The organism is Acinetobacter sp. RIT698, from assembly GCF_009668065.1.
Taxonomy (GTDB): domain Bacteria; phylum Pseudomonadota; class Gammaproteobacteria; order Pseudomonadales; family Moraxellaceae; genus Acinetobacter; species Acinetobacter guillouiae.
This window is the reverse complement of record NZ_WJYH01000004.1, coordinates 42,351-61,332: the sequence shown is the minus strand read 5'-3', so window position 1 is coordinate 61,332 and position 18,982 is coordinate 42,351. Positions and strand designations below refer to the sequence as shown.

Annotated in this window: 18 protein-coding genes and 2 tRNA genes; 10 read left to right on the top strand and 10 right to left on the bottom strand. The window is 39.3% G+C overall.

Going from position 1 to position 18,982, the window contains the following annotated elements; translation table 11 throughout:
• Window positions 1-24 precede the first annotated feature (24 nt).
• Window positions 25-1,116: an SDR family oxidoreductase gene (locus GJV03_RS02885; protein ID WP_354666827.1), complete on the bottom strand. Its 1,092-nt coding sequence runs from the start codon at window positions 1,114-1,116 to the stop codon at window positions 25-27.
• A 99-nt stretch (window positions 1,117-1,215) separates the two neighbouring features.
• Between GJV03_RS02885 and GJV03_RS02880 the strand changes: the two genes are divergently transcribed.
• Entirely contained in the window at window positions 1,216-1,593 is a 378-nt protein-coding gene (locus GJV03_RS02880; RefSeq protein ID WP_004725368.1) for a MerR family transcriptional regulator, read from the top strand.
• A gap of 50 nt (window positions 1,594-1,643) precedes the next feature.
• On the opposite strand, the gene GJV03_RS02875 is transcribed toward GJV03_RS02880, so the two are convergent.
• The gene (locus GJV03_RS02875) at window positions 1,644-4,016 is read right to left on the bottom strand and encodes a Tex family protein (protein WP_154129423.1); all 2,373 of its coding nucleotides are present in this window, start codon (window positions 4,014-4,016) and stop codon (window positions 1,644-1,646) included.
• A 108-nt stretch (window positions 4,017-4,124) separates the two neighbouring features.
• The gene (locus GJV03_RS02870) at window positions 4,125-4,544 is read right to left on the bottom strand and encodes a carboxypeptidase regulatory-like domain-containing protein (RefSeq protein ID WP_154129422.1); all 420 of its coding nucleotides are present in this window, start codon (window positions 4,542-4,544) and stop codon (window positions 4,125-4,127) included.
• Window positions 4,545-4,727: 183 nt separating this feature from the next.
• Here GJV03_RS02870 and ompR point away from each other — a divergent pair, with 183 nt between their 5' ends.
• The 3 genes from ompR (at window position 4,728) to GJV03_RS02855 (ending at window position 9,061) form a co-directional block, all read left to right on the top strand.
• A complete protein-coding gene (gene ompR / locus GJV03_RS02865) occupies window positions 4,728-5,492 on the top strand; it encodes a two-component system response regulator OmpR (protein ID WP_004725363.1) in 765 nt (254 codons plus the stop codon).
• A 379-nt stretch (window positions 5,493-5,871) separates the two neighbouring features.
• Window positions 5,872-7,332 carry an ATP-binding protein gene (locus tag GJV03_RS02860; protein ID WP_004725361.1) on the top strand — a complete coding sequence of 487 codons (1,461 nt, stop codon included), beginning with the start codon at window positions 5,872-5,874 and terminating at the stop codon, window positions 7,330-7,332.
• Between the two features lie 205 nt (window positions 7,333-7,537).
• Complete coding sequence (locus GJV03_RS02855; protein ID WP_004816606.1) at window positions 7,538-9,061, top strand: acetyl-CoA hydrolase/transferase family protein; 1,524 nt, start codon at window positions 7,538-7,540, stop codon at window positions 9,059-9,061.
• Window positions 9,062-9,166: 105 nt separating this feature from the next.
• On the opposite strand, the gene GJV03_RS02850 is transcribed toward GJV03_RS02855, so the two are convergent.
• A complete protein-coding gene (locus GJV03_RS02850; protein ID WP_354666825.1) occupies window positions 9,167-10,813 on the bottom strand; it encodes a GMC family oxidoreductase N-terminal domain-containing protein in 1,647 nt (548 codons plus the stop codon).
• A 213-nt stretch (window positions 10,814-11,026) separates the two neighbouring features.
• On the opposite strand from GJV03_RS02850, the gene GJV03_RS02845 reads away from it, so the two are divergent.
• Window positions 11,027-11,446, top strand: coding sequence for a GNAT family acetyltransferase (locus tag GJV03_RS02845; RefSeq protein WP_004725355.1), 420 nt, complete (start codon window positions 11,027-11,029; stop codon window positions 11,444-11,446).
• 45 nt (window positions 11,447-11,491) lie between these two features.
• Here the strand turns inward: GJV03_RS02845 and GJV03_RS02840 are convergent, their stop codons facing one another.
• The 5 genes from GJV03_RS02840 to GJV03_RS02820 form a co-directional block, all read right to left on the bottom strand.
• The gene (locus GJV03_RS02840; RefSeq protein WP_154129421.1) at window positions 11,492-12,763 is read right to left on the bottom strand and encodes an outer membrane protein transport protein; all 1,272 of its coding nucleotides are present in this window, start codon (window positions 12,761-12,763) and stop codon (window positions 11,492-11,494) included.
• A gap of 85 nt (window positions 12,764-12,848) precedes the next feature.
• Entirely contained in the window at window positions 12,849-13,610 is a 762-nt protein-coding gene (locus tag GJV03_RS02835) for a class I SAM-dependent methyltransferase (RefSeq protein WP_154129420.1), read from the bottom strand.
• A 201-nt stretch (window positions 13,611-13,811) separates the two neighbouring features.
• Window positions 13,812-13,887: transfer RNA gene (locus GJV03_RS02830), tRNA-Phe, on the bottom strand.
• Between the two features lie 133 nt (window positions 13,888-14,020).
• Window positions 14,021-14,096: transfer RNA gene (locus GJV03_RS02825), tRNA-Phe, on the bottom strand.
• Between the two features lie 347 nt (window positions 14,097-14,443).
• Window positions 14,444-14,821, bottom strand: coding sequence for a GNAT family N-acetyltransferase (locus GJV03_RS02820; RefSeq protein ID WP_004816597.1), 378 nt, complete (start codon window positions 14,819-14,821; stop codon window positions 14,444-14,446).
• A gap of 102 nt (window positions 14,822-14,923) precedes the next feature.
• On the opposite strand from GJV03_RS02820, the gene hisB reads away from it, so the two are divergent.
• From hisB to GJV03_RS02805, 3 genes are all read left to right on the top strand, one after another.
• Complete coding sequence (hisB, locus tag GJV03_RS02815) at window positions 14,924-15,517, top strand: imidazoleglycerol-phosphate dehydratase HisB (protein ID WP_004725347.1); 594 nt, start codon at window positions 14,924-14,926, stop codon at window positions 15,515-15,517.
• On the top strand, window positions 15,517-16,134 hold the full coding sequence (gene hisH / locus GJV03_RS02810; RefSeq protein WP_105713816.1) for an imidazole glycerol phosphate synthase subunit HisH: 618 nt from the start codon (window positions 15,517-15,519) through the stop codon (window positions 16,132-16,134). Before hisB ends, hisH begins: the two co-directional genes overlap by 1 nt.
• 193 nt (window positions 16,135-16,327) lie before the next feature.
• Entirely contained in the window at window positions 16,328-16,864 is a 537-nt protein-coding gene (locus GJV03_RS02805) for a DUF805 domain-containing protein (RefSeq protein WP_154129419.1), read from the top strand.
• Between the two features lie 41 nt (window positions 16,865-16,905).
• On the opposite strand, the gene GJV03_RS02800 is transcribed toward GJV03_RS02805, so the two are convergent.
• The gene (locus GJV03_RS02800; RefSeq protein ID WP_004725342.1) at window positions 16,906-17,307 is read right to left on the bottom strand and encodes a transcriptional regulator; all 402 of its coding nucleotides are present in this window, start codon (window positions 17,305-17,307) and stop codon (window positions 16,906-16,908) included.
• A gap of 124 nt (window positions 17,308-17,431) precedes the next feature.
• Between GJV03_RS02800 and GJV03_RS02795 the strand changes: the two genes are divergently transcribed.
• Both GJV03_RS02795 and hisA read left to right on the top strand, forming a co-directional pair.
• The gene (locus GJV03_RS02795; RefSeq protein WP_354666824.1) at window positions 17,432-18,094 is read left to right on the top strand and encodes a 3'-5' exonuclease; all 663 of its coding nucleotides are present in this window, start codon (window positions 17,432-17,434) and stop codon (window positions 18,092-18,094) included.
• Window positions 18,095-18,171: 77 nt separating this feature from the next.
• On the top strand, window positions 18,172-18,903 hold the full coding sequence (gene hisA, locus GJV03_RS02790) for a 1-(5-phosphoribosyl)-5-[(5-phosphoribosylamino)methylideneamino]imidazole-4-carboxamide isomerase (protein ID WP_154129418.1): 732 nt from the start codon (window positions 18,172-18,174) through the stop codon (window positions 18,901-18,903).
• Window positions 18,904-18,982 lie beyond the last annotated feature (79 nt).

Genomic DNA, 18,982 nt, shown 5'->3' with positions numbered 1-18,982 from the left:
TTTATTGAAATGGGCAATTTATTGCTAGATCTGATGATTCCGATCTACCCATTCTGCAGTCAGTGCAATGGTCTGTTTAAGATTGGTTTCTGGTATTTGCCATTTCTTATTTAATGTTAAAAACTGATCCATATTTAATTGCTCAGTTCGGATAAAGCTCAACATCTCAGCAGATAGATCCAGCTTTTGAGCAAGCCACTTCCATCTTAAAATCAATTTTAAGATGTGTAGCGAAACAAAATATTGCGGTGCTTTTAGGTTTAATCTGTGAGCCGCATTGTCAATAAGAGCTTGCAAAGAAATCTGAGTAGGATTGGCAATCAATATATCTTGGTGAATTGTGAGTTGATCCTGTGATGCTTTGAATATCGCATTGACCAACATTGTCACTGAAACCAAAGGTAAATAATGCTGAGGGGTTGCAGGAATTGCGGTCATTTTACCCTGTTTAAGCTGGGTAATCAGGTGAGCAATTGGCTGGTTTTCTGCAATTTCGCCAGAATTTTCATCCCCTACTACTGTTGCAGGATGGATCACTGTCCAGTCAATTTTCAACTGTTGAGCGCATTTCACCCAAGCAAAATGAGCTTCAATTTTAGAAGCCTCATAAGCACCCAGTTTTTGGTACACCCGCCCCCAATTCGTTCTCTCGATATTTCCCAAACAGACTCCAGCATCTTGTAAGTGCTGAGTGAGTGTCAACATATAGCCAGAAAGATGAATTGCCCGTTTCAATTGGCAATGCTCGTTTATGCATTCAAGTAAATTGATTAAGCCCTTAACATTAACTTCCCTTGCCTGTTGTATTGAAAGATTCCATGCAAATAATGCACTGGTATTAAATAAATAATTTACCTCAGCAAGCCGTTCCCAATCTCCAGCTGAAACACCCAAATCAGGCAAGGTAACATCGCCTTGTAGACAGAATAACTTTTGATGACTTATTCCTTGTTTTTCCAGCCACGCTCTCAAACTCGGCTCTTGCTGATCCAGACGGCGACACAAAGCAAAAACTTGGTCATTGCTTTGAAGTAATCGTGCTACAAGAAATTTACCAATAAACCCTGTTGCACCAACCACCAAAGCAACTTTTTCTACACTTTGATTATTTTGTATCACTTTATACACCCTTTATATGCTCGCACTTAAGCTAAAGGATGGAGTACACTCCACAGTCAAGTGTTTCTTGCAAATACATAAAATTTGGAGCAAGTGATGTTAATCGGTGAATTATCAGAGCAATTAAATCTCAGTCGGGATACCATTCGTTTTTATGAAAAGCTTGATCTTATCCGCCCATTGACACGAAATAATGGTTATAAGGATTATTCAAAACAAGACTTACAGCAATTACAACTGATTCAAGTCGCTAAAAATTTAGGTTTTACTTTGGCTGAAATTAAACAGATTTTAGACTTGGTCAACGTTAATGAAATTCCAGCAGAACAATTTCATATGATTTTAAAAGACAAGCTCAGTGTCATTGGTGAAAAAATTCTCCAATTGCAAAATATTCAAAATCTACTTGAAAATCTTGTGGTCGGGGAAGCATGTCCATTTAAAAAAGATTGTGATCTTTCCGCAATTGTCTAATCCATAAAAAAAACCGCCTTACGGCGGTTTCTTTATGGAGAAATTAAGGCTTATTTAGATCCTTTAATCCCTGCTTGTAATAACAACGCACCTAAACCACCAATTTTGTTTTCTTGAGGTTTAGCTGCTTGTGGTTTCTTGTCATGACGTGGTGCTTTGTCTTTATTGTCATGGTTTGGACGACCTTGCTGTGGACGTTTACCCTGAGGCTTACGCTCACCACGTTGTTCATTGTTATTGAACTCACGCTTTTGACGTGGTGCTTTAGCTGGTGCTTCCGAACCTTCTGGGCGCATCGATAAATTCACACGATTTCGCTCAGCATCTACTGTCAACACACGTACTTGTACGATTTGCCCTGGTTTCACCACTTTATGTGGATCAGAAACAAATTCATTGGCAAGTTCTGAAATATGTATTAGACCATCTTGATGCACACCAACATCGACAAATGCACCGAAGTTAGTCACATTGGTAATCACACCCTCAAGCTGCATCCCTTCAGTCAATTGACTGACTTCAGTGATATCTTCACGGAATTTTGCTGTACGGAATTCTGGACGAGGGTCACGACCTGGTTTTTCCAACTCGCTTAACACATCTTGAATCGTCGGTAGACCAAATTTGTCGTCAGCAAAATCTTCTGCTTTCACTTGACGAATAATTTCAGTATTACCAATGATATCTTTCACTGTGGTCGCTTTCGCTTCAACAATTTTGTTGACCAAACCATACGATTCAGGATGAACAGATGATGCATCTAAAGGTTCTGAGCCATCTTGAATACGTAAGAAACCAGCAGCTTGCTCAAATGTGCGCTCGCCTAAACGTGGTACATTTTTCAATGCTTGACGATTGTCAAAACGACCATTTTCTTTACGGTAATCTACAATTTGCTGTGCAATGGCTTTATTTAAACCTGCGATATAGCCCAAGATTGCTGGAGATGCTGTATTTACATCTACACCCACCGCATTCACACAGTCTTCAACCACAGCATCTAATGTTTTTGCCAAATTGGTTTGATTCACATCATGCTGATATTGACCTACACCAATAGATTTAGGGTCAATTTTTACCAGTTCAGCCAATGGGTCTTGTAAACGACGTGCAATTGAAACAGCGCCACGAATCGCAACATCAAGCTCAGGCAGTTCAGCAGAAGCCAATTCTGATGCTGAGTAAACAGATGCACCAGCTTCACTTACTGAAACACGCGTTAATGTAAGATCCGCATTTGCAGCCATCATTTCTGCAACAACAGCTTCAGTTTCACGACTCGCAGTACCATTGCCAATCGCGATTAAATCCACATTAAATTCACGGCAAAGACGTGCAAGTTCAGCAATCGAACCTGCTTTATCTTCTTTTGGTGCAAATGGGTAAATCGTGCTATGTGCAAGCACATCACCTGAATTTGAAACAACCGCCAGTTTTACCCCTGTACGAATACCAGGGTCAACACCTAAAGTTGTGCGCGAACCTGCAGGTGCAGAAAGCAATAAATGACGTAAGTTTTCTGCAAACACGTCCATTGCTTCTGATTCAGCTGCAAGGCGCTTTTCAGTCAACAAAGAATGCTCAATCGTTGGGCGAATTTTACCTAACCAAAACAGCTTTGCGATTTGCTTTAAGAAATCTTGACGTGCTTGTGGCTGAACACTTTCAAGCGCGTATTCAGTTTCAATACGTGCAAGTGGTGCATGATCATCACCATCAACTTTAAGACCCAATACATTTTCTTGGCGGCCACGTAGCATTGCCAATAAACGATGCGAAGGAACTTTATTTAAATTTTCAGAGAAATCAAAGTAATCACGGAATTTCTTACCGACTTCTTTTTTCTCATCAGATGCCACCAAACTTTTTAACACCGCTGTTTTGGCAAATGTTGATTTAAGTTCTGTGGTTAATGAAATATTTTGTGCCCAGTCATCAATGATGATGTGTTGAATCGCGTCTAATTGGCTTTCAACATCTGGGTATTCTTCATGGCTAAAACCAGCCAAAGCTTCAGCCGGATCAATTTGCTCTGCGATAATTTTCTCAGCAAATTCCCCTAATCCTGCTTCTCTCGCTTTGAATGATTTACTGGTACGTTTTGGACGGTACGGTGCGTAAAGTTCTTCTAATGCATTTTTTGTTTCAGCACCATTTACCCGAGCAAGTAAGTCATCAGAGAGCTTATTTTGTTCTTTTAATGATTCGATTACTTTTTCACGGCGTTCAAATAAATCACGTAGATAAACAAGGCGTGTATCAAGTTGGCGTAATTGGATGTCGTCTAAGCCTTGCGTTACTTCTTTACGGTAACGTGCAATAAATGGAACACTAGAGCCTTCATCTATCAGTTTAATGGCAGCTTCTACTTGGTTTGGACGTACGGCAAGTTCACTTGCCAACTGCTGAACTAAGTCAGTCATCGTGTTTAATTCCACAAGGATAAGGACTAAAAGTTAGTGATTATAAAGACCAAGACCATAAAATCCACAATTGTTTTGCAAATTAGCAGTGAAAAAAGTGATAAAAGATCATTTTTCTTGAGTTTTTACAGTGCAATCGGGTATTTCATCCTGCTTTGCTACATTTAAATTGCTTTGTAAAATAATTTTTCCAACTTTCCACTGTGCACCTTTGCGCTGTCCACCGCCATGAGAATTGAAATATTGCAAATCACACGGCTGATAACCCTGTTTACTTAGACGCTCTTGTACAAATATTGGTGGTGCTTCCATATACATGATTTCTTTCAGCAAAAATGCAGCATAGCGTCGCTCCTTGAGTCGAAAGTTACCCTGCACATCTGTTTGCGTTTCACCAACTTGAACCTGATCAATCGGTTGGTCAAATTGGTCAATCACTTGTCCTGAGATTTCAGGTCTGGAAAGTCGGCTAATACATGCACTTAAAGCAAAACTTATTGCCAAAATACATAAAACTTTCATTTGCATATGGTATATCTTTTTATTTATAAACATAGAATCATCTTAAATCGTTATAGATGTTGTTTTTTGGTTTCAAAACAGCCTGAAAATTGTATTTTTGAGCAATTTGATACATAGTCTTAACAAGAGCTTAGGCAGTATACTGAGATTGACGAATATTTATAATTTACAACATTAAGGGAGTACATCATGAGTTTGGTTGTACCTGCTGAAAATACAGATATCGTACATAACGAAACTGACCGCGTCGAACGCATTTTAGTAGTCGATGATGATGTGCGTTTACGTACCCTTTTACAGCGTTTCCTTGAAGATAAAGGCTTTGTGGTAAAAACGGCCCACGACGCAACGCAGATGGATCGCCTATTACAACGTGAGTTATTTTCACTCATCGTTTTAGACTTTATGCTTCCTGTAGAAGATGGTTTAAGCATTTGTAGACGTTTACGCTCATCAAATATAGATACACCTGTCATCATGCTGACCGCACGAGGCAGTGACTCTGACCGTATTGCTGGCTTAGAAGCTGGTGCGGATGATTATTTGCCTAAACCATTTAATCCAAATGAGTTATTAGCACGTATTCGTGCCGTATTACGTCGTCAAGTCCGTGAAGTTCCAGGTGCACCAAGTCAAAACGTAGAAGTTGTGTCTTTCGGCCCTTGGTCTTTAGATTTATCAACACGTACCCTGACGCGTGAAGGGCAAGTGGTCACATTAACCACAGGTGAGTTTGCGGTCTTGAAGGCATTAGTTCAGCATCCACGTGAACCATTAACACGTGACAAGTTGATGAATCTTGCACGTGGTCGTGAATGGGGTGCAATGGAACGTTCAATCGATGTTCAAGTTTCTCGCTTACGTCGTTTGATTGAAGAAAACCCTGCACGCGCACGTTATATTCAAACAGTTTGGGGCGTAGGTTATGTGTTCGTTCCAGATGGTGCGGAATAAATAGATCTTGATTCGATAGCATGAATCAGTTTCAAAAGTACTGGTCACATACTTGGTTTTGCATGTGTCCAGTATTTTTTTATCCATATTTATTCATCCTAAATAATAGTCTTGATGGCTTTGCCCTAGAGCTACACTTATTTACTTATGATTTCACTGGTATTTTAAATATAAGCATATTGGGCGACTCTACAAAAACTGTGTGATCTCAATGCAATAAGTCTCCTATTTTGTTGAGTTTAAATATTTTAATCTGAGTATTTATGACAATAAATAAGTTAAAGCCGAGTAACCTAACATTTTTAATATTGCGATAAATCTGCCATCCTTTAAACTGAAATCCATAGATTAAGAATATCGCACAGATTGGAATGCTCCTGTGAAATTAGAACCCATAGACCCACAAGAATTTACCGACTTTGTCACCTACAAAGAACGCAAACGTACACCTTGGGAACGCTTCCTCGATAAAGTCAAACCTCGTTCAGCGGCAATGCGCACCACAGTATTGGTGGTATTCGTGGTGTTCTTTAGCCTATTTATGTCACTGTGGTTTTTCTGGAAAACGCTTTATTTACCTGAAATTCAACAACATGCACGATTTTTGGCAGTTGAACTGGAAATGGTCAATAATCCGCGCTTGCAGATTTACCATGACGAAATACAACTCGATATTGACGAATGGTTAAAGCAACGGGTTGGGGTTGAATATGTTACAGATCCCAAAGAATACCCAAATGTAAAAGACAAAATTATTGCAGATTTCTTTACCAATCGTATTGAGAACCAGCTTGCTCAAGAATTAAAAATCAAAGATGTGACGGTTTATTTCCAGTTTAAGCCCAGTCCGCGCATTTGGGTTCAAACCCCTGAAATGAATGGCAATTGGGTCCGTGAACCTCTCAATACCTATGCTAACTATAGTCCTGAACTGATTTTAGCCTGGTTATTGGGTATTCCACTGATTGCCGCAGCGATCATCCTGACACTGGTCAGACAGCTCAACCGCCCGTTACGTCGCTTACAACATGCAGCAAATAACTACAGTAAAACAGGAAAGGCACCCTACTTGGAAACCAATCACGGACCACAAGAAATTCGTGAGGTGAATCAAGCTTTTAACCAGATGGTGTATACACTTGAACAAACTGAACGTGATCGCCAAATCATGTTGGCGGGTATTTCTCATGATTTAAGAACACCGCTGACACGGATCCGTTTAAGTGCAGAGATGATGTCTGATGATGACTTTTTAAAAGAAGGTTTGATTTATGATGTTGATGATATGGATGCCATTTTAAGCCAGTTTATTTCCTATATGCGTGATGGCTCAGATGAGGAGCTTCAAGAAACCAATATCAATGCTTTGCTACAAGAATTAATCATTCAGTTTAAACCCTTAGATATTCAGTTCACGCCGCAAGAATTACCGATCATTACTGCACGCTCACTGTCGTTAAAACGCCTGATTGGCAATCTCATCAACAACTCAAAACGCTATGGGGCTGAACCAATTGAACTCAGTGCTTTTGTAGAAGATGAGCATATTAAAATCTGTGTAGCAGACAATGGTGAAGGAATTCCCGAAGACCAAATTGAAGGACTTATGCAACCTTTTGTCCGTGGTGATGCCGCACGTACAGTACAAGGGAGTGGTCTAGGTTTGGCCATCGTCAAACGGATTGTGGATATTCATCAAGGTGAACTGTTGATTTCCAACCGTCCTGAAGGCGGGTTACAAGCCATCATTTCACTACCAACTTCAATAAAAGTTGAGGAAGAATCGATACCTACAAATCCAATTCAAAAAATCAAACAAAGTTTGAGTGATCACTTTTAGTGATTGCTCAATAAACCAGCACTTAACTTTGTTTATTTAACAAACAGCCATCATTATTTTATTAATAAATAACAACTTAAAAACCATCACCAGAATTTATACCTGCATTTATTGAAAAAATTAGACCTTAGCATTAGAGGCATGCACAATTCAGTTTGAGGGCGGTACAATCCGTCTAGTTTTGAACAAGAATTGAGCGTAAACCATGTCTTTAGATCGTATTCGTTTAGCATCTCTCCATGACAAAGTCATGAGCGCAGAACAAGCTGCAACTTTTATCCAAGATGGGATGACTGTGGGGATGAGTGGATTTACTCGTGCAGGTGAAGCAAAAGCTGTACCTTTAGCGCTGGTAAAACAAGCCAAAGTGAATCCGTTGAAGATTACTTTAATCACAGGTGCAAGTTTAGGTAATGATCTAGACAAACAATTAACTGAAGCTGGTGTACTTGCGCGTCGTTTACCATTCCAAGTCGATAACACTTTACGTAAAGCCATCAACAATGGTGAAGTGATGTTCATCGATCAGCATTTGTCTGAAACTGTTGAGCAAATGCGTAACCTCCAGTTGAAAAAACCTGATGTTGCGGTGATTGAAGCGATTGCGATTACTGAAGATGGTGGCATCATTCCAACAACATCTGTGGGTAACTCTGCAAGCTTTGCAATTTTTGCTGAAAAAGTGATTGTTGAAATCAACACCAACTTAAGCCCTGCTTTTGAAGGCTTACACGATATTTATATCCCAACTTACCGTCCAACACGTCAAGCAATTCCTTTGACGCATGTTGATCAACGTATTGGTACACCTGCAATCAATATTGATCCTGCAAAAATCGTGGGTATCGTAATTAACAACGAATATCATGATTCTCCATCAACAGTGACACTACCAGATGATGAAACTCAAGGTATTGCCAACCACTTAATCGCATTCTTTGAAAAAGAAGTTGAAGAAGGTCGTTTACCTTCGAATCTTGGTCCTTTACAAGCAGGCATCGGTTCGATTGCCAATGCGGTATTAACTGGTCTTAAAGATTCTAACTTTGAAGATTTGGTGATGTATTCAGAAGTACTGCAAGACTGTACTTTCGAATTGATTGATGCGGGTAAAATGAAGTTTGCTTCAGGTTCATCAATTACCCTTTCTGCTAAATATGGCGAAAAAGTATTTAACAACCTAGAACAATACAAAGACAAACTGGTTCTACGTCCACAAGAAATTTCAAACCATCCTGAATTGGTTCGTCGCTTAGGCATCATTGGGATCAATACCGCGCTTGAATTCGATATTTACGGCAACGTCAACTCGACCCATGTGTGTGGTACTAAAATGATGAATGGTATTGGTGGTTCAGGTGATTTCGCACGTAATGCACATTTAGCGATCTTCGTGACCAAATCGATTGCAAAAGGTGGTGACATCTCTTCTGTTGTTCCATTTGCTTCACATATCGACCATGCTGAACATGATGTTGATATTCTTGTGACTGAACAAGGTCTTGCTGACTTACGTGGTTTAGCACCTCGTGAACGTGCTCGTGCGGTCATCAACAACTGTGCTCACCCAATGTATCGTGATGCATTGAATGATTACTTTGATCGTGCTTGTGAAAAAGGTGGTCAAACACCGCATATTCTTCGCGAAGCACTTTCTTGGCACTATAACTTTGAAGAAACAGGCCATATGCTTGCTTCTTTAGAAGATCAAGCTAAAAAATCTGCATAAGATTTTAAATCTGATGTAAAAAGTAAAAACGCCCTTCAGGGCGTTTTTTTATGGGCTTATTTGGGTTTGAATGCCCACCCACTGATTTATTAAATATCTAAAGACTCAGATTGCAACACGCACTTTATCTTTCTTTTCAATAAACGCCACACCAGCTTGGTCCTGATTAATCATCTCAACCGCTTTCTCTGCAATCATAATTGCGGGGGCATTGGTATTGCCATTCACCACTTTTGGCATGATTGACGCATCGACCACACGCAGGTTTTGAATACCATAAACCCGTAACCGTGGATCAACCACAGCCATATCGTCTACCCCCATTTTACAACTTCCCACAGGGTGATAAACGGTATCTGAGCGATCTCTTAAAACTTGGCGAATGTCCTCATCTGTTTTTACCGTGGCTGTAAATAAATCTTCTTTAATCATGCTTTTAAAAGCATCAGATTGCATTAATTTCTGAGTGAGTTTAAAGCCTTTAACCATTTCTTCTAAATCAGATTCTTCACCATAAAAATTCGGATCAATCAATAAAGGATCATCGATACTTGGCCCACTTATCTTAATCGATCCCCGACTGACTGGATTTAAAAGGCAGACATGACAGGAAATACCATGCCCTGTGTGCATCGTTCGTGCATGGTTATCCACCAGTGCAATCACAAAATGTAATTGTAAATTCGGTAGACTTTGCTCATTTGAACTTTTAATAAAACCGCCACACTCAGCAAAATTCGTAGTCATCAAACCACGGCGTTCTTTACGATAACGCCCAATTTGTTTAAATAGATCAATTGAACCTGGAATAGATAAGCCAAAGGTGCCTTGAATTTCACTGACTTTATAACCAAAAATAAAATCAGGATGATCATGAAAATTTTTCCCTACACCAGGTAAATGTTGTTTCACCTCAATGCCATGTTGCGCAAGTTCTTGTTGGTCGCCAACACCTGACAGCATCAGAATCTGTGGCGACTGCATCGCTCCCGCACTCAATAACACTTCTCGACGTGCAAAGATTTGTTTCAGATGACCACCTTGCTTGTATTCCACCCCAACAGCCACGCCATTTTCAATCAAGATTCGCTGAGTCTGTGCATGGATTTCAACCGTTAAATTTTTACGATCTCGGTGAGGAAATAAATAAGCCCGTGCGGAACTACAACGCTCCCCATTGATATGGGTCACTTGATAAACGCCTAAACCTTCCTGCTCTTCTCCATTGAAGTCATCCAGAATTCGATAACCCTGCTCTTTGGCGGCTGCGATATATTTTTGCTGTAAGGGATTATCACTGCGTAAATCAATAACTGAAAGTGGTCCAGCATTGCCATGATATTGATTTTTAATTCTTTGGTTATTTTCAGACTTAATAAAATAAGGCAAGACCTCATCATATGACCAACCAGTATTGCCTAAGGCTGCCCAATCATCATAATCTTGTCGATGTCCACGGATATACACCATGGCATTAATTGCCGACGAACCACCTAAGCATTTTCCACGAGGCTGATAACCTTTACGACCATTTAAGCCCTTTTGCGGTACAGTTTCAAAGGCCCAGTTATTGATCTTGGTTGGAATGCTAATCACTGCTGCACAAGGAACTTCTACTTTCCAACCCTCACCTGCCCCCCCTGCTTCAAGTAGACAAACAGAAACTTGCGGGTTTTCTGATAAACGCCCAGCCAACACACAGCCTGAGCTTCCACCACCGATAATAATATAATCAAATTCCTGTTTATTCACGTGAAGTTCCTTTTTTGTTTTAAATTATGCCTCCATTATTATGCACACTTTCAATCAATAAAAAATCACTATTCTCAGCCTATAACGTTTTTATAAGTTAACAAACTCAACAAAAAGTATTTACGTATTGTCTAAAAAATAAACTTATCAACTGAGACTTTTTATATTAATCTGCTGTAAAGATTGTTTTAAAAAACAAGAGATAAAAATTCTATGTTTATTATCAGACAGTTTCAAGAAACCGATTTAGATGAAGTCATCGCACTGTGGGAAGTCTGCGATTTAACCCGTCCTTGGAACAACCCAGAAATTGATATCTTCCGTAAAGTCGCACAAAAAGACGGATTGTTTCTATTGGCGGTCAAAGATGAACAATTGATCGCTACGGTTATGGGGGGCTATGATGGGCATCGGGGCTGGGTCAATTATCTTGCTGTCCATCCTCATGATCAACGTAATGGTGTTGCAACTGCATTGATACAACAACTTGAAAAGCGTTTAGTTGCATTAGGTTGCCCCAAACTGCAACTGTTAATCCGTAAGGATAATATTGATGTACAAAGCTTTTATGAGCAACTCGGCTATGAAGAAATCGAAGTCGTGTGTTTGGGTAAACGTCTTATTTCAGATTAAAAATCTGTCGAATCCATCTGCTTTCATGGCGATTGACAGAAAAACTTAGAATTTATAGCCATATGACAGCCCTAAAATGTCCTGACTCATTTTGAGTTTCGCTTCACCACCACCAAACGCAGGGGAAATTTTGCCTTTTACTTCATCTTCTAAGGCATGTGTATAGGCAATACTGATTTCTTGATGTTGATCGAAATTCCAAGTTGCACCCACGCTGAGGTGGTCTTGAATTACCCCAGGAGCAAGAATATTTAAAAACACTTCACTGTCTGGAATCGGTTGATCATTATGACTATAACCGGCTCTTAGTGTGAGCTTTGGATGGGCTTGATAAGACACACCCAGTTTATAGATATTGATATCATTCCAGCCAAACCCTGGCCCTTGTGGTGAACCAAAAGCATGACCTTGTTGTAATTGTGCAAGATCAAAAGGATTTCCTACCGATTTCACATCCGAATAGTTAATTCGTTGTACATCCGCAGCCACTGTTAATAGAGGTGTGATTTTGACAGCTACACCCACACCATAACTTTCAGGAACATCAAAGTCACCTCGTTCAGCAAATAACCCACGATATCGATCAAAGCGATCTGCATTAATTTTTGAAGAATAATTTGCACCTAAGGTTAAGCGTTGATCAAAGAATTTTCCAGCCCAACCGATACGTGCACCAATGCCAGTCGCAGCATCTTTTCCACGATTACTTAAATTTGAAGCATCGGCTGAAAATCCGCTAAACCCAGCAATTCCCCGTGCTTCAAAACGTTGATAGAGAATATTGGTTGCAATGCCGATAGATTGATTTTCTGAATATTTCCAAGCAACTGCTGGAGTAATAAAAACTTGGGTTAAATCCACTCCTGCTGTTCCACTGTTGCCAAATGCTGCAAATGGATTATTTTTATATCCCGTATTCATTCCACCATTCCCATATATTGCTAAACCTAAAGCAACTTGATCATTGATTTGATGGTTGAATGCAAGCTCTGGGAGTACAAAATATTTGCGTCCATTGCCATCATATTGACCATTGGCGTTGGGATAAGCTTGTGGCATTTGATTCGCTGTAATCTCAGCTGAACGATCAGGTGAAAACACGGTTGCACCAACATCAATACGATCACCAATCCAGCTTAAGCCTGCTGGGTTATTGGCAATCGTTAATGCATCTTGAAATTGAGCGATTGAGGTCCCTGCATTGCCTTGGGCTTTTACCCCATAGCCATGCATAAAATAGCCTGTCGTTGCAAAAGCGGTAGAACTGAATGCCGATAGCCATACAGCAATAGATACTATTTTAACTGGAGCTTTCATGATTTATCTTACTTTTAAATAATATATAAGTAAGTATATTGTTAGCTATATCTATTGTAATCAAAGATAAAATGCGATCCTTATTTTATTTGTGCATAAAGAATTTTTTCTTTGATTTTTTAATTTTACCCACTCTTAAAAAAACTGGGAATGTGATGGTCAAATCTGCAAGCTCGCTGGTTAATGCTTCAGCTAAATCAAGTAATGGATGATCCTGATTTCTTTCGCAATAGTGTTTAATTGCAGACCAGGTCGATAAATACTTTAACAGTTGTGCAGAGGACCACTGGTACTGCATCTTAAACTCAGCAACGTTTATTTCATCAAAAGGAAAGGGAATGGTTTTATATTCTTCATCGATATAACGGCGCTCTGCATCCCAATAACCATCTAATTTTTCAGCATATAAGTTTTGAATCATGGTATTGATGGCTGCATTTTCGACATGAATTAAGCCGTAACCGATTACAGCAAGAATACCTTGTGGTTTTAATGTGCGTTCAACTTCTTTATAAAAGCCATCAAAATCAAACCAATGAATGGCCTGAGCAACAGAAATCAAATCAAAACTTTGTGCTGTAAATGAAGTTTGTTCAGCAGATTGGACTTGATAGCTGACATTGTCGAAATAAGGCGCAAGGTTTAATTGTTTTTCGCTCATATCTGTTGCAACAACATGATCAAAATAAGGGCTAAGCAATTGAGTAAATTGACCTGAACCCGCACCACAATCCCAAGCAAAACCGCGCTCTGGAACATGATTTAAAATTTCCTGAACCACTTCTTGCGGATAACTCGGTCGAGCTTGCTGATAAAGCTGGCTGCCTGATGAAAATAAATCTTTCATTGTTCTTATAACAATCTATTTCACTTACCAAAGGTTTATCTTACGATATTTATAGTCCATGGCAAGATATTTTGTAAGACAATGGGTTCAATTTACGCATTCAAAATGACATGCTGTTTTTAATGATGAGCATCTATTTTTAATTGATGATAAAAAGCAGGCAATAAAAAACCCCAAACAATGTTTGAGGTTTTTCAAATATGGTGGCGAGACCCAGGATCGAACTGGGGACACACGGATTTTCAATCCGTTGCTCTACCTACTGAGCTATCACGCCGATGCGGTGTATTAAGCCGTATCTCAGTTCAATAGTCAATAAAAATCATGACTTTTTTATTCAACCGAATATTTTTTACCCAAAAAAAATCCCTGATGGGATCAGGGATTGAAATCTCAAAGATTTTTAAATATGGTGGCGAGACCCAGGATCGAACTGGGGACACACGGATTTTCAATCCGTTGCTCTACCTACTGAGCTATCACGCCGATGGGGCGTATTAAACAATTTAATGGTTTAGTCGTCAAGCATTGAAATCACTAAAATCATTCAATAGTTTATTTTTACAACAAAAACCGCCTATTTATTCTAAATAAGGCTGTTTTTTATGCGTTTTTCAGCTTTAGAGGGCAAATTTTGGCACGCTTAATTTGCTAAACTAAGGTACTCTTCCTCGCTTTAAGTTTTGCAAACTCAATTTAATTTTTCCCAAAGTGTTCTGGTCGTGACGGCAATATGCTGCTGAGATCAGCTCAAACTTATAGTTCTGAAAAATAGCCAAATAAAAAAGCAACCTGATCAGGTTGCTTAAATTGGTCAAAGATCCAAGATGATCTTAGATTTTACCTAAGTGAGCTAAACAACGATGGATTGCTCCACAGCCCGGCTCAAAGTTTTTAATGCCCTTTTCTTCCTCGATACGACAAACTTCTTCGACCAAACGTTCTGCAACGCCGCGTCCGCGGTTAGCAGGATGCACCACAATATTTTCCAAAGTCCGACTTTCACCTTGTCCAGTACACCATAACGCACCAATAATCTTTGTATTAAATTCTGCGACATAAAGTAAGGTATAATGAGCCAAGTTTTGCTCAAGTTGTTCTATGGCATCATGACCATCCCCAAACTCGGGACTGGTGTCATATAATCGCTCAAGCTGATCGCGAACTTCTTCATTTTCTAGTGAAGTTTTAGCATGTACGGTAATAGGCATTGATTAACCCTCCTGAGCAATCTAATATGCTGTCACTTTCGTCACAGCGAAATATCTTTACATCAAACTTTTAATTTTTGACGTTTTTTGAGGAACGTGTCTATGGCGCAACGTATCAGTGAAGTGGTAAGAAACACCAACGAAACTAAAATTCGAGTTCGTGTGAATCTTGATGGTACTGGTCAAGGCACGCTCAATACAGGTGTTCCCTTTTTAGACCATATGGTTGATCAAATCAAGCGTCATGGTTTATTTGACATCGATATTCATTGTGATGGCGACTTAGAAATCGATGATCACCATACTGTAGAAGACTGTGGAATCACACTAGGCCAAGCATTTGCGCAAGCACTCGGTGATAAAAAAGGCTTAAAACGTTATGGTCATTTCTATGCACCACTTGATGAAGCTTTAAGCCGTGTCGTGGTTGATTTATCAGGTCGTCCAGGTTTATGGATGGATATCCCATTTACACGTGCCCGTATCGGCAGTTTTGATGTGGATTTATTTTCCGAGTTTTTCCAAGGCTTTGTAAATCACGCTTTAATGACTTTGCACATTGACAATTTAAAAGGCAAAAATAGCCATCACCAAATTGAAAGTGTTTTTAAAGCATTTGCACGTGCGCTTCGCATGGCCTGTGAAGTTGATCCGCGTGCAGAAAATACTGTTGCATCGACTAAAGGAACCTTGTAATGACCCGTATTGCCCTTCTTGACTATGGCATGGGAAATCTTCATTCAGCAGCCAAAGCACTCGAACATGTTGGCGCAACTGTAGATGTCACAAATGATCCAAAATTAATCGCTCAGGCAGATAAAATCGTATTTCCGGGTGTAGGGGCAATGCGTGATTGTATGCAGGGGATGCATGAAGCAGGTATTGATGAGGTTGTGCGCCATGCTGCGTTTAATAAACCGGTACTTGCCATTTGTGTCGGCATGCAAGCTTTGCTTGAATCGTCAGAAGAAAATGCAGGCACTCAAGCGCTGGGTATTTTTGAGGGTGTGGTAAAACATTTTCCAGATATGGACGGCTTAAAAGTCCCTCATATGGGCTGGAACCAAGTCCATCAGGCAGATCCAAATCATCCGATGTGGAAAGATATTGATCAAGATAGCCGTTTTTACTTTGTACATAGCTATTATGTCGAACCCAAAGCCCCGTCTCTTGTTGCTGCAACATGTGATTATGGTTTGCAGTTCTGTACGGCTATTCATAAAGAAAATTTATTTGCGACACAGTTCCATCCTGAAAAGAGCCATACAGCAGGTTTACAGTTACTGAAAAACTTTGTGGAATGGAAAATCTGATTTATTCAGGTCAATTTCATCCCGATTTATATCTCTAAAAATCAAGCCAATTGCGATTGGCTTGATTTTTTTATTCTATTTTGACTTTATTTTTTATCGTCTGTTTATTATGATTCAACCAAATTGAATAAAAATCCAACAATTGATTTTAAAAATTGATTTAAAAACCTTAATTCATTCTAGGAACATAACAATGTCTTCTAATTTTCAAACCAATGATTCAGCTTTAAGTGCCAGTGGCCGTTTTGGTCGATTATCCTATTTGGGCTGGAATATGCTGTTGGGTCTATCTATGTTTGTACTGGGTATTATCGCTGCACTATTCATCCCAGCTTTAAGTAACTCACCTTCAAATACGCTCATCTTTATTCTCGGCACAGTTGCGATTATTATTTATATCGCAGTGATCTACTTTAGCTTTATTTTTACAATTCGTCGCTTACATGACAAAAACCAAAGTGGCTGGTTATCTCTTCTTATGCTTTTACCTTTGGTGAATTTATTCTTTTTTGTTTATTTAAGCTGTGCAAAAGGAGATGCTGGGACAAATAACTATGGCGCACCTCGAATTACTCGTGGTTGGGAAAAAGTATTGGCTTGGATTTATATTGTGATCTTCCCGATTAGTATTCTAATTCTTGCAGTTACAGCAATCCCAGCATATCAAAGTTACCTTGACCAAGCGCAACAATTTCAGCAATATCAACAACAAATCAATCAATCTGAATAAATCAGCCGAAATAACCACCCTATTTTTATAAGGTGGTTATTTTACTCTTTGGTGACAAAACCACCTTCTAATGGCTCAACACTAATTTTAATATCTGCCTTTAAATTTAAAGCTGCATAACGGTCTTTAATTTCGTTAATCAACTGTTCCATGGTGACATGGCTTAAATCCAATTCAGACTCAGCATACGCTTTGGTCACCAGATCTGCTTTATCTTGCTGTTTAGATTCCATATTCCAGCGTTCAGTCATCCCAACTAAACGCGCCAATTCAATTAAGCTTTGCGCACTCGACGGTGTTGAGTTTTGCAACCATTTGGTCATGGTTCCTTTTGAAGTCTCGAGTACGTTAACAATATCACTGGCTTTTATATTTTTATCCTGAATTAATTGCTTTAAACGCTTGGCACCTTCTATAAAAAGATCATCATCTTTTTCAACCATACAATTTATTCCTGTGTTTTTGACCCACAAAACTATCATCTTTTATTCAAAGTTTGTTATAACACAATATGGTTAATATTTTTAATGCTTAAACTGGTCGACTAAAATTTGTGAGCTTAAATTTGTGAATATTCAAACTCAGCAACTTCCTAGTAAAGAACAAATTCAGAGCTTTCCCCGTTTTCAAAATTTGCCTTTGAGTAACATCTTTGTGGTCAATAGCTTACAACAATGCCAAGCAATTGAAGCAGAATTAAAAACGGCGCACATTTTTGGTTTCGATACTGAGTCCAAACCTACCTTTAATAAAGGTGAAATACAAACTGGCCCACATCTTATTCAACTGGCGACATTTGAAAAAGCCTATTTATTTCAAGTTTCAGCAGATATTTTGGCTTTTCTAGCGCCCTTTTTTGAAAATCCTGATCAGATTAAAGTCGGTTTTGGCTTAAAAAATGATGCACATTTATTTCGTAAAAAAGGCATGCAACTCAACAGTGTCATCGAACTTTCAAAATGCTTTTCGAGTTTTGGCTTCAATAATCCTTTAGGGATTAAAAATGCCATGGCATTGCTATTTCAAGTCAATTTCCCTAAAAGTAAATCAATTAGCACCTCAAATTGGGCACGTAAAATCCTCACAACGCCACAAATTGAATATGCAGCAGCCGATGCCTACGCTGCACTCTTAATTTTCGAAGCCTTACTGGATTTAGACTTAATACCTGACACGATTGCACATACTCAGCTTAAATTGAGCATTCGCGCCAATAAAAGCCTAAACTGACACTTAGAAATTGATCAAGTTTTTGCTAAGATGAAGATCAATAAATTCTTCATTGAGATTAAGCAAGGAGCGAAAGCATGCTGATCATCCCGGCAATTGACCTGAAAGATGGTAAATGTGTTCGTTTAAAACAAGGTCGTATGGAAGACGATACCGTATTTTCTGATGATCCTGTTGCAACAGCACAGCATTGGGTAAATGAAGGCGCTCGTCGTTTGCATTTGGTTGATTTGAATGGGGCTTTTGCTGGAACACCAATTCATAAACCTGTGGTTGAAGCAATTGCAAAAGCACAGCCTGAACTGCCAATCCAAATTGGCGGTGGTATTCGCTCTTTGGAAACAATCGAACATTATTTAGATGCGGGCGTTTCTTTTGTCATCATCGGGACCAAAGCAGTTCAAAATCCTGAATTTGTTGAAGAAGCCTGTAGGAAGTTTGCGGGACACATTATTGTCGGTATTGATGCGATCAATGGTATGGTTGCAACTGATGGCTGGGCAAATGTCACTGATGTAAAAGCCACTGATCTTGCAAAACGTTTTGCAGATGCCGGTGTATCGAGTATTGTTTATACCGATATCGCACGTGACGGTATGATGCAGGGTGTCAATGTTGAACAGACAGTAAATCTCGCACAATACTCAGGTCTTCCAGTGATCGCCTCAGGCGGTGTAACTAATCTGGATGATGTGCGTAATTTAAAAGGTAAACCGGGTATTTTAGGTGCGATCACAGGTCGTGCAATTTACGAAGGCACATTAAACCTACGTGAAGCGCAGCTGTTATTGGATGAACAAGGCTTTTAATTTCCCAGCCTAGATCTGATTAAAAAAAGAGAACTTAGATGTTCTCTTTTTTATGCGTTAAAAAGTGGTCTTTAAATCA

What these genes read in the sequence shown, in the direction of transcription:
- GJV03_RS02880 (WP_004725368.1), top strand. Translation starts at nt 1,216, where the DNA reads ATGTTAATCGGTGAATTATCAGAGCAATTAAATCTCAGTCGGGATACC.
- GJV03_RS02875 (WP_154129423.1), bottom strand. Translation starts at nt 4,016, where the DNA reads ATGACTGACTTAGTTCAGCAGTTGGCAAGTGAACTTGCCGTACGTCCA.
- GJV03_RS02870 (WP_154129422.1), bottom strand. Translation starts at nt 4,544, where the DNA reads ATGCAAATGAAAGTTTTATGTATTTTGGCAATAAGTTTTGCTTTAAGT.
- ompR (WP_004725363.1), top strand. Translation starts at nt 4,728, where the DNA reads ATGAGTTTGGTTGTACCTGCTGAAAATACAGATATCGTACATAACGAA.
- GJV03_RS02855 (WP_004816606.1), top strand. Translation starts at nt 7,538, where the DNA reads ATGTCTTTAGATCGTATTCGTTTAGCATCTCTCCATGACAAAGTCATG.
- GJV03_RS02845 (WP_004725355.1), top strand. Translation starts at nt 11,027, where the DNA reads ATGTTTATTATCAGACAGTTTCAAGAAACCGATTTAGATGAAGTCATC.
- GJV03_RS02840 (WP_154129421.1), bottom strand. Translation starts at nt 12,763, where the DNA reads ATGAAAGCTCCAGTTAAAATAGTATCTATTGCTGTATGGCTATCGGCA.
- GJV03_RS02835 (WP_154129420.1), bottom strand. Translation starts at nt 13,610, where the DNA reads ATGAAAGATTTATTTTCATCAGGCAGCCAGCTTTATCAGCAAGCTCGA.
- GJV03_RS02820 (WP_004816597.1), bottom strand. Translation starts at nt 14,821, where the DNA reads ATGCCTATTACCGTACATGCTAAAACTTCACTAGAAAATGAAGAAGTT.
- hisB (WP_004725347.1), top strand. Translation starts at nt 14,924, where the DNA reads ATGGCGCAACGTATCAGTGAAGTGGTAAGAAACACCAACGAAACTAAA.
- hisH (WP_105713816.1), top strand. Translation starts at nt 15,517, where the DNA reads ATGACCCGTATTGCCCTTCTTGACTATGGCATGGGAAATCTTCATTCA.
- GJV03_RS02805 (WP_154129419.1), top strand. Translation starts at nt 16,328, where the DNA reads ATGTCTTCTAATTTTCAAACCAATGATTCAGCTTTAAGTGCCAGTGGC.
- GJV03_RS02800 (WP_004725342.1), bottom strand. Translation starts at nt 17,307, where the DNA reads ATGGTTGAAAAAGATGATGATCTTTTTATAGAAGGTGCCAAGCGTTTA.
- hisA (WP_154129418.1), top strand. Translation starts at nt 18,172, where the DNA reads ATGCTGATCATCCCGGCAATTGACCTGAAAGATGGTAAATGTGTTCGT.